This is a genomic window from Candidatus Latescibacterota bacterium (assembly GCA_019038625.1).
In the GTDB taxonomy this organism is placed as follows: Bacteria; Krumholzibacteriota; Krumholzibacteriia; order Krumholzibacteriales; family Krumholzibacteriaceae; genus JAGLYV01.
In genome coordinates this window covers 13,359-27,825 of the sequence record JAHOYU010000200.1, presented here as the reverse complement: position 1 = coordinate 27,825, position 14,467 = coordinate 13,359, and the positions used below count along the sequence as shown (strand labels likewise).

The 14,467-nt window shown below is 50.2% G+C and carries 14 protein-coding genes; 7 read left to right on the top strand and 7 right to left on the bottom strand.

The window, feature by feature from the left end; translation table 11 throughout:
• On the top strand, positions 1-580 hold a 580-nt coding region (locus tag KOO63_13950), incomplete at its 5' end, for a hypothetical protein (GenBank protein ID MBU8922915.1).
• Between the two features lie 59 nt (positions 581-639).
• Positions 640-1,407, top strand: a complete 768-nt coding sequence (locus KOO63_13945) for a hypothetical protein (protein MBU8922914.1) — start codon at positions 640-642, stop codon at positions 1,405-1,407.
• A gap of 51 nt (positions 1,408-1,458) precedes the next feature.
• Here the strand turns inward: KOO63_13945 and KOO63_13940 are convergent, their stop codons facing one another.
• Positions 1,459-3,000: a PAS domain-containing protein gene (locus KOO63_13940; GenBank protein MBU8922913.1), complete on the bottom strand. Its 1,542-nt coding sequence runs from the start codon at positions 2,998-3,000 to the stop codon at positions 1,459-1,461.
• A 295-nt stretch (positions 3,001-3,295) separates the two neighbouring features.
• Between KOO63_13940 and KOO63_13935 the strand changes: the two genes are divergently transcribed.
• Positions 3,296-3,487, top strand: a complete 192-nt coding sequence (locus KOO63_13935) for a hypothetical protein (protein MBU8922912.1) — start codon at positions 3,296-3,298, stop codon at positions 3,485-3,487.
• Here the strand turns inward: KOO63_13935 and KOO63_13930 are convergent.
• From KOO63_13930 to KOO63_13905, 6 genes are all read right to left on the bottom strand, one after another.
• Positions 3,480-4,625: a site-2 protease family protein gene (locus tag KOO63_13930; GenBank protein MBU8922911.1), complete on the bottom strand. Its 1,146-nt coding sequence runs from the start codon at positions 4,623-4,625 to the stop codon at positions 3,480-3,482. The genes KOO63_13935 and KOO63_13930 overlap by 8 nt on opposite strands.
• Positions 4,626-4,646: 21 nt before the next feature.
• Positions 4,647-5,012 carry an aspartate 1-decarboxylase gene (locus tag KOO63_13925; protein MBU8922910.1) on the bottom strand — a complete coding sequence of 122 codons (366 nt, stop codon included), beginning with the start codon at positions 5,010-5,012 and terminating at the stop codon, positions 4,647-4,649.
• Positions 5,013-5,105: 93 nt separating this feature from the next.
• A complete protein-coding gene (locus KOO63_13920) occupies positions 5,106-6,827 on the bottom strand; it encodes an aspartate 1-decarboxylase (protein MBU8922909.1) in 1,722 nt (573 codons plus the stop codon).
• Positions 6,828-6,844: 17 nt separating this feature from the next.
• Complete coding sequence (locus KOO63_13915) at positions 6,845-8,053, bottom strand: polysaccharide deacetylase family protein (protein MBU8922908.1); 1,209 nt, start codon at positions 8,051-8,053, stop codon at positions 6,845-6,847.
• The gene (locus KOO63_13910; protein ID MBU8922907.1) at positions 8,050-9,210 is read right to left on the bottom strand and encodes a glycosyltransferase; all 1,161 of its coding nucleotides are present in this window, start codon (positions 9,208-9,210) and stop codon (positions 8,050-8,052) included. The genes KOO63_13915 and KOO63_13910 overlap by 4 nt, the downstream gene beginning before the upstream one ends.
• Before the next feature lie 197 nt (positions 9,211-9,407).
• Positions 9,408-10,037, bottom strand: a complete 630-nt coding sequence (locus KOO63_13905; protein MBU8922906.1) for a PorT family protein — start codon at positions 10,035-10,037, stop codon at positions 9,408-9,410.
• A gap of 545 nt (positions 10,038-10,582) precedes the next feature.
• Here KOO63_13905 and KOO63_13900 point away from each other — a divergent pair.
• Genes KOO63_13900 through KOO63_13885 form a run of 4 tightly spaced genes read left to right on the top strand, consistent with a single transcriptional unit; the run spans position 10,583 to position 14,325 of the window.
• The gene (locus KOO63_13900; GenBank protein ID MBU8922905.1) at positions 10,583-11,722 is read left to right on the top strand and encodes an SPFH domain-containing protein; all 1,140 of its coding nucleotides are present in this window, start codon (positions 10,583-10,585) and stop codon (positions 11,720-11,722) included.
• 3 nt (positions 11,723-11,725) lie between these two features.
• Complete coding sequence (locus tag KOO63_13895; GenBank protein ID MBU8922904.1) at positions 11,726-12,427, top strand: hypothetical protein; 702 nt, start codon at positions 11,726-11,728, stop codon at positions 12,425-12,427.
• Positions 12,420-13,481 (top strand): hypothetical protein, encoded by a 1,062-nt coding sequence (locus KOO63_13890; GenBank protein MBU8922903.1) that lies wholly within the window; start codon positions 12,420-12,422, stop codon positions 13,479-13,481. The genes KOO63_13895 and KOO63_13890 overlap by 8 nt, the downstream gene beginning before the upstream one ends.
• Position 13,482: 1 nt before the next feature.
• A complete protein-coding gene (locus KOO63_13885) occupies positions 13,483-14,325 on the top strand; it encodes a hypothetical protein (protein ID MBU8922902.1) in 843 nt (280 codons plus the stop codon).
• The last annotated feature ends 142 nt before the right edge of the window (positions 14,326-14,467 follow it).

Below are 14,467 nucleotides of genomic sequence, written 5' to 3'. Positions count from 1 at the left end.
CTTCCAGTGGCTGCTCGACAACACAGACATCGACATGATCATGCCGGGAATGAATATTCTCACCAGGGGGCTGGAACCTGTACTCGTTAAGGCCAGGAGCAAAAACGTGGCAGTAGTAGCGATGAAGACTCTTTCAGCGGCCAAAAAGATCGACTATTCGAAATATATGAAAGATGGAAGGACAGCCAGACAGGGCCTGATCAAGTGGATGCTCGCCCAGCCGAACATCGATACTATCTCCATATCGATGAGGACATTCGACGACATAGACGAATACATCGCTGTATCAGGTGACCCCGAACTCAGCTCGAGAGAAGAAAGGCTTATGAAGGGATATGCTTCCATGCTGGAGAAGGATTATTGCAGGCCCGGATGCGATGGATGCCTGGATGCCTGGATGCCTGCCCCCACAACGTGCCGATACACGACATCCTTCGTTACAGACTCTACTTCAACAATTACGGCAGGGAAAAGTACGCGATGGGTCTGTATTCATCGCTGCCAGATAAAAAAAATGCCTCCAGATGTGTGGATTGCTCGGGGGATTGCACTGGATCCTGCCCTTTCGGGCTGGAGATAAAGACTAAACTGTCTCTGGCGCACAATGAGCTCACAGTGTAGCCATCAAGGAGAAAAGAAATGAAATTATTTCGTATTGGAAAACGGACTACGGTGTTACTAGCCGTGCTGACTACATCCCTGCTTATGGCTGCCTGTTCTCCCGTGGAAAAAAATCCGGCGAAGAGAGTCCTCAATGACGCAGTGAAAGCGATGGGTGGGGAATCGAAACTTACAGGCTGGACTACAAGGATCGAAAAAGGAACACTGATATCCATATGGCCCGGATGGGGCAGATTGACAGCAGAGTGCACACATTATGCGAGTAAACCCGACAAATTGCTCCTCGACCAGGATTACAGCGCCAACGATCACCCCTTCTATTTTGTCTATACTATGAATGGGGAGCATACATGGTCAGAGGTAAATCTCGGAATCAGACAGAATCAGAGAACTACCGATATGCTGAAAAAAATGATGCGGGAAGTGGACGGGATCACATATTTCCTTACCAGTTGTGATTCGTTCTACATCGTTCCAGGCGTCCCTGACGATTCGCTTTATTCGGGAGCGGACCTCACAAGAGTGGCCTGTATCGCAGAAGAAGACACCACCCTGATCGACTTTCTGAATATTTCACATCTGCCCGTGCGAAAGATCGAATCAGGACAGGGCGGCGAAACTCAATTACTGACAGATGATTACAGAATGGTCTCAGGCAGGAAGTTACCGTTCCATCTCAGGCTTTATCAGAATGGTACATTGTCGAATGAATATAAATGGGATGAGATCAGTTTCGATGTCGAGATCGATCCCGCGATATTTGAAAAAAACAAACCGTCCGAATAGAAAAATAGCTGGAGGCAACCACTCCAGGCAGTCAGATCAACGGTCCGAATATCATGTCACTTCCCGGAGATGAAGAGATTCAGCGCTGCTTTCTTCACTTTGAAGTGCTGCCTGCTCTTCAGTCAATGGAAGGAGGACTTCTACAGCCGTTCCCTGGCCGGGTTCGGTAATGATCTTGATCGTTCCCTTGTGGTCCTTGATGATCCCGAAGGCTATGGAAAGCCCCAATCCGGTCGCAGACGCGATCTTCCGTGTCGTAAAAAAGGGCTCGAAAGCGTGTTCCCTGGTCTCCGGATCCATTCCCTCTCCTGAATCGCTTATCACTATTCTACAATAGGGGCCATCCGGGATATCGAGCCCTGTCTCCAGATCAGCGGCGAGTAAATTTACAATCCCGCTTTCTATCATCACAGTGCCCCCGTCAGGCATTGCATCCCTCGCGTTAAGACAGATATTGAGCAACGCTCTCTCTATTCTTCCTCGATCGACCACGAACCGGATGTCTTCACTTCTTATATTGAGATCGATCGTGATATCATCGGGAAATGTCGATTGAAGGACGTGCTCGAGACTACCCAGAATATCTCCTACAGATTCCTCACCAAGATCAGGAGGCATATATCTTCCCAGTGCCTGCAGTTTTTTCGTGTATTCTCCGGCTTGTTCTGTGGCATTGATCGCTTCCTTGAGATCGACGAACGCGGGATGTTCTTCATCCAGCGAAGACATCGCGAGCGCGACATATCCGGTAATACCATAAATAAAATTATTGAAATCGTGTGCGATATCCGAGGCCAGATTCATCAGGGCCTCGGTCCTCTGGGCGTGAATAAGGTCGATGGCAAGTCTTGTCTCCGCTGTCACATCCCTGGTGATACCTACTATTCCTATCACTTCCCCGGTACTGTCCCTCAGGGGAGTTTTCTTCACGTTTAATATACATGCCCGCTCCGCGATGACCCGATTGTACCGCGACTGAACGGTCTGTCCCTCAAGGACGGCAAGATCGTTTCCCTTTACGGTCTCTACCCTGTCATCTTCAAAGAGTTCCCCGTATTTTCTGCCAATGATACGATTCGGCGCGATTCTGAGCATCGCACTGAAGTTATCACTGACGTATGCATATATTCTATCCCTGTCCTTGATGAAAAAGCCATCTTCGACACATTCCATCATCGCGTCCAGGAGAGCACCGGTGTCCAGCGCGAGCACATTATTCCCGCTTTTAACAGATCCACCATCAGGGCGCAGACATGATGATATCAGGCCGGAATCACTTCCAATCAGTCTTGTCGAAAGAACACGTACGGGCAGGACCACTCCACTGACCCCCCGGATCGTTGCTTTCGACACGCTTTCTTCCTGCCCATTCAAACCCTTAAGCGCCTCGTCTATGCCACCTGGAATGCTGAAAGGGTATGGCGGGATCGTCCCTTCGAGATCTTCCGCTGTAAACCCGGACATCTTGCAAAAAGCAACATTCACATCAAGGACTGTTCCGCGGCTATCTATCAATATCAGAGGAGTCTCCGCCGTTTCAGCGGCGGCCTTCCAGGATCTCCTCATAAGTTCATCCATATGCTGTTCTTTCACCTGCATCCTCATCTGAAAGGCGATCTCGGTTTATATATAATGGCATGGTAGCCGGGTAGGTGAGTTATCGGCACCATTACCTCTTTCGTCTGTACCCGTCCCTATTTCGGCAGATTATCGGGACAGCTTGATTGATAATTAAATGGTGACAACGTCAGAATCTGACAGACCACATCTGTAATTCACAAATCCCCTGTATTTGATTTATTCCCAAAAAATCGATTTGTCATATTTCTTGCATAATGCTGGCTGTCACGAAGCTATGGTCTGAAGATCGAAAAAAGGAGCGGACGCCTTGAAGCGCACGATCAAGCACCACAAGCCCAAAAATAATTCATCCAGAGACATGGGCGAACATCATACAAGAAAACAGGATGACAAGAGAGCCCGAATGGCGGACAAGTACGGAGCTGTCAACGTTCTCCTGGAAGAAGAAATCGATGAACTCGAAGTAGATCACGACCGGGACACTGAATCCACTACCTGAGAAGTGATGTCATAACCTTGACGGCATCAGAGAAATCACGCCGGGTCACCATACCGATGATCCTGCCGTCCTCTCCTGCCACTGGGACCAGACTGTATCCCTTCTGAATTATCAGGGAAAAAAGCCTGTCGGCTGGTTCATTTTCAAATACGACACACGACATCGCATCACGACCCATTACTTCCGAAACGGTCAAGCCTCTCCATTCCTCCCTGGGTCTTTTTCTCACGGCATCCAGGGAAACCATCCCCTGCAGGACTCCACCGGTCACTACGGGGAAAGCCCCGAAACGGTATTTCAGGAAATATTCATCCACCAGGGTCATCAGATCCATTGACGCATCGACGGTAATCACATCTTCTCGCATGATATCCGAGATTCTTATCTCACCCAATATCTCCCTGTACAACACATTCCTGTAACTGTCCGCGGCGGCCTTTTTCAGAAACAGACCTATAAATATCATCCACAGGCCACTGATCCTGGCACCATACGCAAGTAAGATGAAGGCCCCGAATATTATCAACAGCCAGGCAAACCCCTTGCCTATCCTGCTCGCGATCAATGTCGCTTTTCTTATATTCCGATTCCTGGCCCAGATCGCGGCCCGGAGAATACGACCACCGTCGAGCGGGAAACCAGGGATCATATTGAAAAAGAAGACACCGAGGTTGATGTTCGCGAGCATCCGCAGAAGGGCCTGTCCGAATAACCACCCACCTGACAGAAAAGCCAGCCCGTGAAGCACCAGCGCAAGAGCAAGAGTGAAAAGCGGCCCGGCAGCAGCCATCCGGAACTCGAGACCAGCGGAATCCACTTCCCGGCTCATCTGAGCGACGCCGCCAAACATGAAGAGAGTGATCTTTTTTATGGGAAGCCCATTACGAACTGCTACTATCGAGTGGCTCAACTCGTGAAACAGGATCGATAGAAAAAGGAGTATAGCAGTCAGGAAGGCCAGCAGCCATGTCGCGGCCACACCAAAGGAATTTCCATAATTATCGGGGATGTAACCAGTAGCAAAAGACCATGTGACAAGGGCCAGAATAAATATCCAGCTTATATTCAATTCAACGGGAATGCCATAGAGGTCGAACAGGTGGAATCCCCTTTTGAATATCTGGAATCCGCCCCGCATCAATCAGCCCCCATATCAACTCTAACCCCTGAATTCATCCATTCGCAGAACTTTTGTATAATGATTATCGCCGTCTACTTCGATAAAAACCGGGTCTGCCTCGCCAGTCGACCACGAAAAAGCCATGATATCGACTTCATCGTCCTTGTTGATGAGGTGGGCGGCAGCCCCGTTCATGCAGATCACTCCACTACCCCGCTCTCCCTTTATCACGTATGTCTCCAGCCTTTTTCCGTTGGTCCTGTCGATTACGTGGACATTCTCGTGCTCACTGAGATTTGCGCGGTCGATGAGGTCCTCGTCTATCGTTATACTCCCTACATACCGAAGATCGGCCTGGGTGATTCTTGCCTTGAGGATCATTGATTTAAGTAGCAGACGTTTCATTTCCTCTCCTCCTGATGCGCGTGGCAACCTTACACCCTGTGCCATAGATACGTATTATATCATAAACCGGGCTGTATTTCCACACCGCTGTCATCATATCCTGTCCCCCGCTTTCTCAGTGAGGTAACGGACGAACTTGTTATTCTCATCCATCAGGATATTGCTGAACTGTCCGTGAGTCTCCTCGGACCAGGTGAAGGCCATGATAATGATCTCGTCGCCGTCATGGACATGCTGCGCGACCGCGCCGCAGGAGATCAGCTCTCCACTGCCCTTCTCTCCCTTGATGACAAATGTCTCGATCCTCGCGCCATTCGTATTGTCGACGATAAGGACGTGTTCGCCCGGGACGATGTTACTCAACTCCAGAATATCCTCGTCCACGATTATACAATCGACTCTGGAAGGATCGGCTCCCGTCACATGGGCCTTATGAACCTTCGATTTGACGACCATCCGCTCTTCTACCTTCGAGACGATGAACCTGAACTTGCCAGCAGGTGACAGAGGGATCTCATCCACCTTGTCGATCTTGATGTTTACAGACTCGCCCATGTTTTCGCGGATCTCATTGATGATCCTCTCTTCATTTCCATCGTTCCAGTCGGGGCCACGGACTATCCGGAAAGTTATACTGCTTCGTTGCTTCTGTTCGACCTGGAACTGTTTTATACCGGGAACGACCCTGGAGAGATAGGTCCAGAAGTACCCACCGATCGAACGTCCATCAGGTGTCAGGATATTGTCAAAAGTACGCCCCTCGATCCTCTCTATCAGAGGAAGCCCCCGCCCGCATTCACAGATCCTGTCTGTCGGAATCGCCATATCCCCCGTTTTGTAACGAACGAACGGCATGTAGAGATTTAGAAAATCGGTGATCACGATCTCCCCGACCTCGCCCGGAGCAGCAGGCCTGCCGTTCTCCCTCAATATCTCGAAATAGAGCAGATCCGTGAATAGATGCAGCCCCTTGTGCTGGTCGCATTCATGAGCGACATTTGCAAACTCGTTGCTTCCGTAGCGGTCGAACACCCTGCATCCGAAGACTTCCTCAAGTAACTCCCTCTGCTGGGGATATATCTTCTCGCCACTTGAGATCACCGACTTCGGCCTGATTCCGCCGATATTCCTGCCCTTTATGAATTCCGCGAACAACGTCACCGCGGAGGGATAACCTATAATGAGATCGGGCTTGTACCTCTTCAGCTTGTTAGCATAATCGAGCATCGCATTTTCCGACATGTTGAATGACGAAAGATATGTGATGTTGTTGAAATAGTTCTTTATAGCGCTGGCCATTCTCTCCTTCAGAGGGATGTCGAAGGGAAAACCCCAGACGAAAGCCTGCTTGTCTCCGATATCGATCCCTGCCATCCGGTAACTTCGCGCCGTGTTGGCCCTCCGGATGGGTCCGGCGGACAGGTCGACAGAAAAATACAGGGGTTCGCCGGTAGACCCGCCAGTACTGGACCTGTATCCCCGTCTCATCGGGTCTTCAGTGATCAGCCTCTTCTCTTCAAGCCTGATCAAATGCTTGTCCAGAAGTGGAAGCTCCAGGAAATCCGCCGGTTTCTGGATGTCTTCCACATTCATACTCAATTCATTGAAAAGTTCACGATAATATGGGACATGCGTCGATATCTCTTTGAGAAAACCTTTCATGCGTCCCCATTGGATATCCTCGATCTCCTCCGGTGAAAGGTACTGGTTTTTTTCAAGTACATTCAGGGTCGAGAGCAGTTTGTCGCCTCTGAGTCCCCTGTACACGGGATGGATGACATTTCTTACCAGTGATGGTGAAAGCGGCAGTACCATATGGACGACTCCATTTCTTATTTGTTTCCGGTCAAAAGATATCTGATCAGGTATTTTATCTTATAACAGCGCATTTTCCAAATCGACCCTTTTTTTCCCATGAATCTGTCCAGCAAAGCGATGAAAAACCCGGGATCGGTATCCTTGATAGACACTTTGCCTCTCCACATCCACGGCGAAGCGCATCCTATCCTGTTTATCCTGTCTGGTCTTTCTCCGTAGATATTCTTTCTGCCTGGAGCATGATAGTCCGTAGTGGTAGCCAGGTAACCCGCATCCTCGGCGATCCTCAACGTCGTATCGTTGAATCCCCCTCCGGGCCAGCAGAGAAAATCTATATCATGGCCGAGTCCTTCGGAGAGAATACGGCGAGACCCGGCAAGTTCATTTCTTACCCTGTCCTCGTACTCCTCTTCGGTCTCGTACCTGCCTGATGGAGATCCGTAATTCGTCACCAGCTCTTCCAGCTCTTCCCTCCATGAAGACATCTCAAAGAAACTGGCACCTCCATGTGTGGCTACATGCGCGACAAGTCGTTTCGCCAGGTCCTCGTCATCGAAATACCTTCTCACCACTAGCGATCTTTCGTGTCTGTATACAGGTGTGCCGAATGGCAGATCAACGCTGAGGTCTCTCGACATATACCCGTATTTTTTCTCAGGAAACGCGTTCCACGAAAGCCAGGGGAACGGATCATATCCATCTCTGGTGGCAGGCATATGAAAATTAACGATCTTTTCTCCCGAAAAATACCATGTATGGGTCAATGCGTGGCTCTGGATCTCGGCATGCCCCGATTCCTCCATCACCCGCATCTCCGAGAATGAGAGAAACCCCAGACTCTCCAGGTCATTTTTATGGCTGAGGTCTGTCCCGGAATCGTCCAGCTTCGGCCGGGGATCGGGACAGGGATCTATAAAATCGGTCGTCATCCAGATCACGGCATGATGACCATATTTTTTCAGAATGGGGTAGGCATATACCCAGTTGTCCAGATAGCCATCGTCAAAAGTCAAAACGACCGGCTTTTCCGGGAGGGGAGTGTTATCCTTCATGCGTGAATAGAGCTGCCTGAGCGTAATCGTGTTCCAACCGTTTTCTTTCAGAGACCTCATCTGGCCGTCGAACACATCGACAGGTGTGACTAGATGATTCCAGATCCATTCGGGCCTGTCCGGCGCAACTCCATGATACATGACAACCGGTACTGCTTCAGGCTTCGTCATATCTGCCGCTTCTCCCTGTACAGTTTTTCGTATATTTTCTGGACTTCCATCGAAGTCGACGAGATGCTGAACCTGGCCTTCACGATCCCCCGGGCCTTTTCTGTCAACCGGGCAGACAGGACGGAGTCTGAAAGAACATCCTCCATCGCGGCGGCCAGGGCACTTGCGTCTCCCGGCGGAACCAGCAGTGCGCTCTCCCGGTCGCTGACCGCTTCGGAGATACCTCCTACATCGGTCGATACGATCGGTGTCCCTGAAGCCATCGCCTCGAGAAGAGTCACCGGTAATCCCTCCCGATCAGATGATAATACAAAGAGATCTGCCGCCCCCAACAAATCGGCGATATCGTTTCTCGATCCAGCGAGACACACCGTTGTCTCCAGCCCTGCCTCTCCTACAGCTGTTTCCACCTCACTGCTACATCTTCCTTCACCGGCTATCAGGCATTTTACTTCCGGCATTTTTTTGGATAAAACCGAGACTGCCCGGACCAGTAACGGATAGTTCTTGGCCTCCACTACTCTCCCGATCGAGAGTACGAGAGGAGCGGCGGGATCCCACCCGAACTCCTCCATGATATCTGTTTTATTCCTGCGAGGGTTACCGAAGGAAGACGGATTCACTGCGTTCGGGATATAAACCAGCTTTGAATCGTCTGTATGTTCACGCTCTTTCCTGATCCTCAATATATCCCGGCTTACGCAGACACGCATGTCTGTGATCCTGTTCATCGTCTGCTCGATCATCACCTGGAATCCGGATTTCCACAGTCCCTTTCCATGTTCGGTCGTTATCCTGACCGGTACTCCAGCCAGCCATGCAGCGATCCTTCCGATCAGGTCCGCATAGGCAAGATGGGCGTGAAGAACGTCAAACCTTCCGTCCTGCAGGTACTTTACAAGCTTCAGAAACGCGACGGGCAGGTATCTCCATCTGAAATCAAGGTAATATATTTCTTCTACCAGGCTGGACGCTTCCTCTTCCATCTCGACGACTCCGTGGCCGAACAGGCAGAGATGAACGGCAAACATCGACCTGTCGATATTCCTGAGAAGGCCCATCACCTGGACTTCGGCTCCACCGATATGGAATTTCGGGATCATCACGCAGACGCGGATCCTGTTGTCTGTTCCTGAGCTGCCGTTATCTTCAGTCAATCCGTTCCTTTCTGATCAAACAGGATTCGATGCAAGTTTTGGGCACACCCGACCCTGAGATAACAGATTATCGTTATTTACATGGAGCTTTACAAGGCAAGAATAAAGGCACGACGCAATGCGACGTGCCTTTATCTTTATCCAGCGTCATGAAATGTCATTAAACATCAAATGCCACATCCATATCGAAGAACTTCCTAGAAATTGAAGCCGTAGCCGACCATGAACATGATGCCGGTGTTCTTCATATCATCATCTGAATCGGAATCATCGATCGTCGTCAGTCCCATTGCATAGCGAACGTCGAAGGTGATGCAACCCTCCTCAAGCATATAGTCAAAGCCTACGCCGAATACAACACCAAGATCCATCGACTTCGTCTCATCTTTCATATCCTGTGTCTCAAGATCGTCCATAGCCTCATTCGGTATATCTGCTTCTGCACTCATCAGCATCCCGACGTAAGGACCTGCAAAAATATTAGGCGAGAAGTTGCCTTCCATGGGAATCGAATACTTGCCCAGGATGTTAAGGTCGAGATAGGTAGTCTTGCCGATTCCTTCAAAAGTTTCGGTGCCTAAAGTAATGTCATAATCCATGCCCTTGAGCATGAACATCAGTTCGGGCTGCAGACTGATAGCCTCGGTGAAAGCATAGTTCATCCAAACACCGCCACCAAACGCCATCTTCATCTTGTTATCCTCAACATCATCGCCAGTCATATTCGCCAGATTGAGTCCACCCTTCATACCGAACATCATGCCTTCTGCCGAAACGGCACCGGTCATGAAAACTACGAGTGCCATAGCAATAATAAAACGCTTCATTAGATATCTCCTTTAAAAACCGAACAACAATACTAATTCAATTTCAGGTCCTTATTACGGCCTCTCGGGCCCTGGCGATCGACCACCCCCCTATTATCCCTTTACCTGTTTGTTTCAAAATCCTTTAACCTGTCTCTTCAGCATCTGTTGTATGTTCCTTCAAACCATTCGTGACAAGACTATGAATAATGCCTGAAAAGGTTATTATCCCTCTCTCGGTCGATGGCTAAAAGCCTGAATGGCCGTACGAATACTTGCCGTTTATCTGTCCCGGAGGGGACTTAAGTCATGTCGAGGTGCATACGAGCAAAATGCGTACCCATTCCGAATATTTACGCAGGGGCCAATAATCATGTAGTAAAACCCCTTAGACCATTGTTGTTACACATCACCGACCCGACAACCTTTCCCTCCAGATGATATTACGGACAAATGCCCGTGAATGTTTCCATTTGGCACCATGATTGCTGCATAGATGATGGCAACTTTTGCACAGCATACTAAAGATAATTCGTATTAGAGACAAAACAGCGAACGGAGGAGACATGTCCCAGTTCATGGAAGTACTCGAATGGTTCGATGAGACAGGCGAAGAGATCGTCCACAGATTACCCCCTGAAGGATCAGCCGAAATCAAAATGGGAGCACAGCTCATCGTCAGAGACAACCAGGCCTGCGTCTTCTTTAAAGACGGAAAAGGACTTGATCTCTTTGGAGCAGGCCGCCATACGCTGACAACGAAAAACCTTCCGATACTCACCAAGATCCTCGCCCTCCCCTGGGGATTCAAGAGTCCTTTCAGGGCCGAAGTCTATTTCGCCAACATGAAGACTTTCCTGAATCAGAAATGGGGAACAAAGGATCCTGTGGCGTTCAAAGACAGCAAGCTAGGCCTGGTCAGGCTTCGCGCCTTCGGGATATATACGTTCAAGATAAAGGAACCGATGCTCTTCATCAATTCCGTGGTCGGAACACAGGGCGTCTATACAAGCCAGATGATCGGGGATTATCTTCGCGATGTAGTAGTCGCACGGATGAACGATCTCTTCGGTGAAAAACTCGACTCGATTTTCGAACTCCCCCAGTTCTACGACGAACTGGCGGTCGAACTGCAGGAGCGCCTTGTCAACGACTTCTCGAAATATGGCATGGAGTTGACCGATTTCTTCATCAATTCGATCACTCCCCCACCCGAAGTCCAGAAGATGATCGACGAGAGAAGCGGCCTTCAGGCGGTCGGCAATCTTGACGATTTCTTCAAATTCAAGGCAGCAAAGGCCATGGGCGACGCCGCGTCGAGCGGCGGAGGCGGCGGCGCGGGAGCAGCAGCCGCTGGTGGAATGGGCGTAGGCGTGGGAGCAGGCCTCGGAATGATGATACCGGGAATGCTTGCACAGAGTGTCATGATGCCACAAGGCGGTGGTGGAACGGCGGTCGAAGTCCTCCAGTGTCACAAATGTCATAACGAAGTAGTGGCTGATTCGAGATTCTGCCAGAACTGTGGAACACAGCTCGTGACAATGAACAAATGCCCCGATTGTGGAATAGAACTCCCTACGGAAGCAAAATTCTGTAGCGGCTGCGGGCATATGCTCGGAGTAGAACTGTCCTGCCCCCACTGCAATACCTCCCTGCCACACGGCACAAGCTTCTGTACGAATTGCGGGGAGAAGGTGGAAGAGTAACTGATGAAGGTCCAGTGCAGCCTCTGTGGCGGTGAAAACGAAATTCATCCCGGACAGGAGATGCTCTTCTGCGAGTATTGCGGATCATCGCTTGCTGTCGAAAAACAGGGCGGAGCGGAGCATCTATTTCTGCCCCATGAGCGAAATGACAAAACCGCCGGAAAAGCGCTGAGATCGCTGCTGACAGAAAAAAACCTGGCACGACCGAAGGATATGAAAATAGAATTTTCATATATCCCGTTCGTGATGATTGAAAGTGACAGGGGAAAGATGCATACGATGCCCGCCCCTGGTGCCCCGTCATGGGCGATGCCCATCCCATTTCCTCCGGCAGGGAACTATTCTTTCTTCGATGAGTCCCTGGCCTCAAAAGAAAAGGTATACTCTGCCAGAGAAACTCCGGCCGATGCCCACAAAACCCTTCATCTGCCTGTGTACAGGATAAGATACCGGGCGGTAGGAAGAAAATTCAAAGCTCTTGTCGTGGGTGAAAGCTTGCTCGTCCTGGCAAAAGAATTCCCGCCCGGTATGCCGGCACCACTCAGCATCCCCAACATGATAGTGGCAGGATCACTATTTGCCGGATTCCTGATCGCGGGCCGCTTCATGGGTGGATGGGGCAGCCGCGTCGGATTGATCATCATCGTTTCGACCATCGCATATGCGATATTCAGCATCCGCGAAAGGGTGATGGGAAATGAATGATGGGATCGGGACCATCGACACTCTTGAAACGATGGAGATAGATGAATCACCCGATGAAGGCTCCGGGGGTACTCCCGAACAACTCTCCAGCGAGACATTCGGTGTTACTTGTCCCGAGTGCGGAGGATCGATCAGAGTCCATGAAGGCGAAAAGAGTATAAAGTGTCGATACTGTGGTTCGGCTCTTTACATCATGCGCCCCAAGGGAGTCCGTGGGTTCTATCTCCCGCCAAAGATCTCGGCCGGAAAGGCCCGCCTTGAAGCCCTTCATTACCTCGGAGAAAAGACCAATGGCCGGGTAAAAGCCAGGCATGCCTCCATCCTTGACATACAACTGATCAACGTTCCTTTCTGGCGGATGAACGGCAGGCTGGTCGGTTGGGTCTGCGGCGAAAAGGTCACAAGGAGACAGATCGAAGTCCCCACACCCTCTGCTCATGGCGTAAATATCAATTATAAAACTGTGGAAGAGAGGACCCCATTCTCCAAACTTGTATTCAAAAAGATCGACTGGTCGACACCCGCCTGTTCGGTGAGGCATCTCGGCCTTCAAGGCATCTCGCTCAAGGCAAGCAGCCTGGACTGGGACAAATTCGATCACGACCTGAAAAAGAAAGTGAATATAGCCCTGCCGATGAAACCCAGAAAGATCGCCGAAAAAAATGGGTTCAAATACCTGTCGAGCCTTACCACTCCGACTGGATCGATCGTACGTGCAAGCAGGTTCAGGATCTTCGACAATGATTTCTCACTGTACTATTATCCGATATACATAATGCGATACCGTCACAGGGAAATCATCTATTCGATCACAGTTGACGGAAACGATGGAAGGATCATCCGAGGCAACCATCCGAAACGAAAGCATATAGATTTCAGGAGCATGGTCTATGTCCCGGCGGCAGCGGCAATCATGGGCTTGACCTGGCCGCCTCTTATCCCTATCACCCTGGTGGGATTGTATACTTTCGACGCGTTTCACAATGGAACATTCATCCATCCACTGAACTGGATAAAAGGCAGACTGGAAACTTGGTTCGGAGGAGAGTTGTGATATGAGTGGAGAATTCACAGTCAGGCATCTGAGATGCGGACATTGCGGCACTGAGCTTCCCGTCATGGGACGTTATATCACTTTCCAGTGCGAGACCTGTTTCCGGTACTGGATCATTACCGGCACCGGCCTTGAACCCCTGCAGGTATTCAGATCTCCCGCGCCTGAGGATTCCGAAGCCGAGACCCTGCTTCTGCCATTCTGGGTGATCCTGATCGATCCACACCTTCTCAGAAACAATGTGGAGCAATCGGTAACAAATCTGCAATCGCTGTCTGCCACATTGTCCACAACGGAGATAACCCATGAAACAGGCGATTTCGACGAGCTGGTGAATGAACTGACCGGTGTAGATGTAGCCAGCAAAAGGGCGGAACTCCTGCACGGGATCAGCCAGGCCCGGAAAGTCCCATCGGGAAGTGAACTGACCTTCCTGCTCGACAAGATCGAAAACCATGACAGATACAGTATCTTCGTCCCGGCCTTTCAGACAACCAACACCTTCGCGTACCTGAAGATCGGGAAACTGCTCACCCGAAAACAGCCCCCGTTCCGTCTCGTACGGGCCGAGGATCCCGGACGGCCTGTCATGTGTGTCCTTCATCCCGAAGAGGCCGTTCAGCTGATGGACTTCATATTCATCTCTACCCTACCTGAATCGATCCAGGAAAGCGGAGATTTTCTAAAAGACGTCCGTCTTAACGCTGCTTCACCACCGAGACTCGTCGAACTACCGTTTGAGATAAGGGGTTCTGCCTTATATTCGATTATCGGCGGGTTCGAAATTTCGAGCAGGCTCATCGAATTGCCACACGCTGACAAACATATATCGAGCAGATCATAGGTCCATCAAGACTTAAGTCCCCCTTTCACGCTCCAGGAATGAAAATCCTGTTACCAAAGTCCCATGCCATTAAAAGACTAAAGTCCCGTTCCTGATTTCCGAAGAAACAGTAAGTGGCACCATTTCAGAACCGGTGCCCATT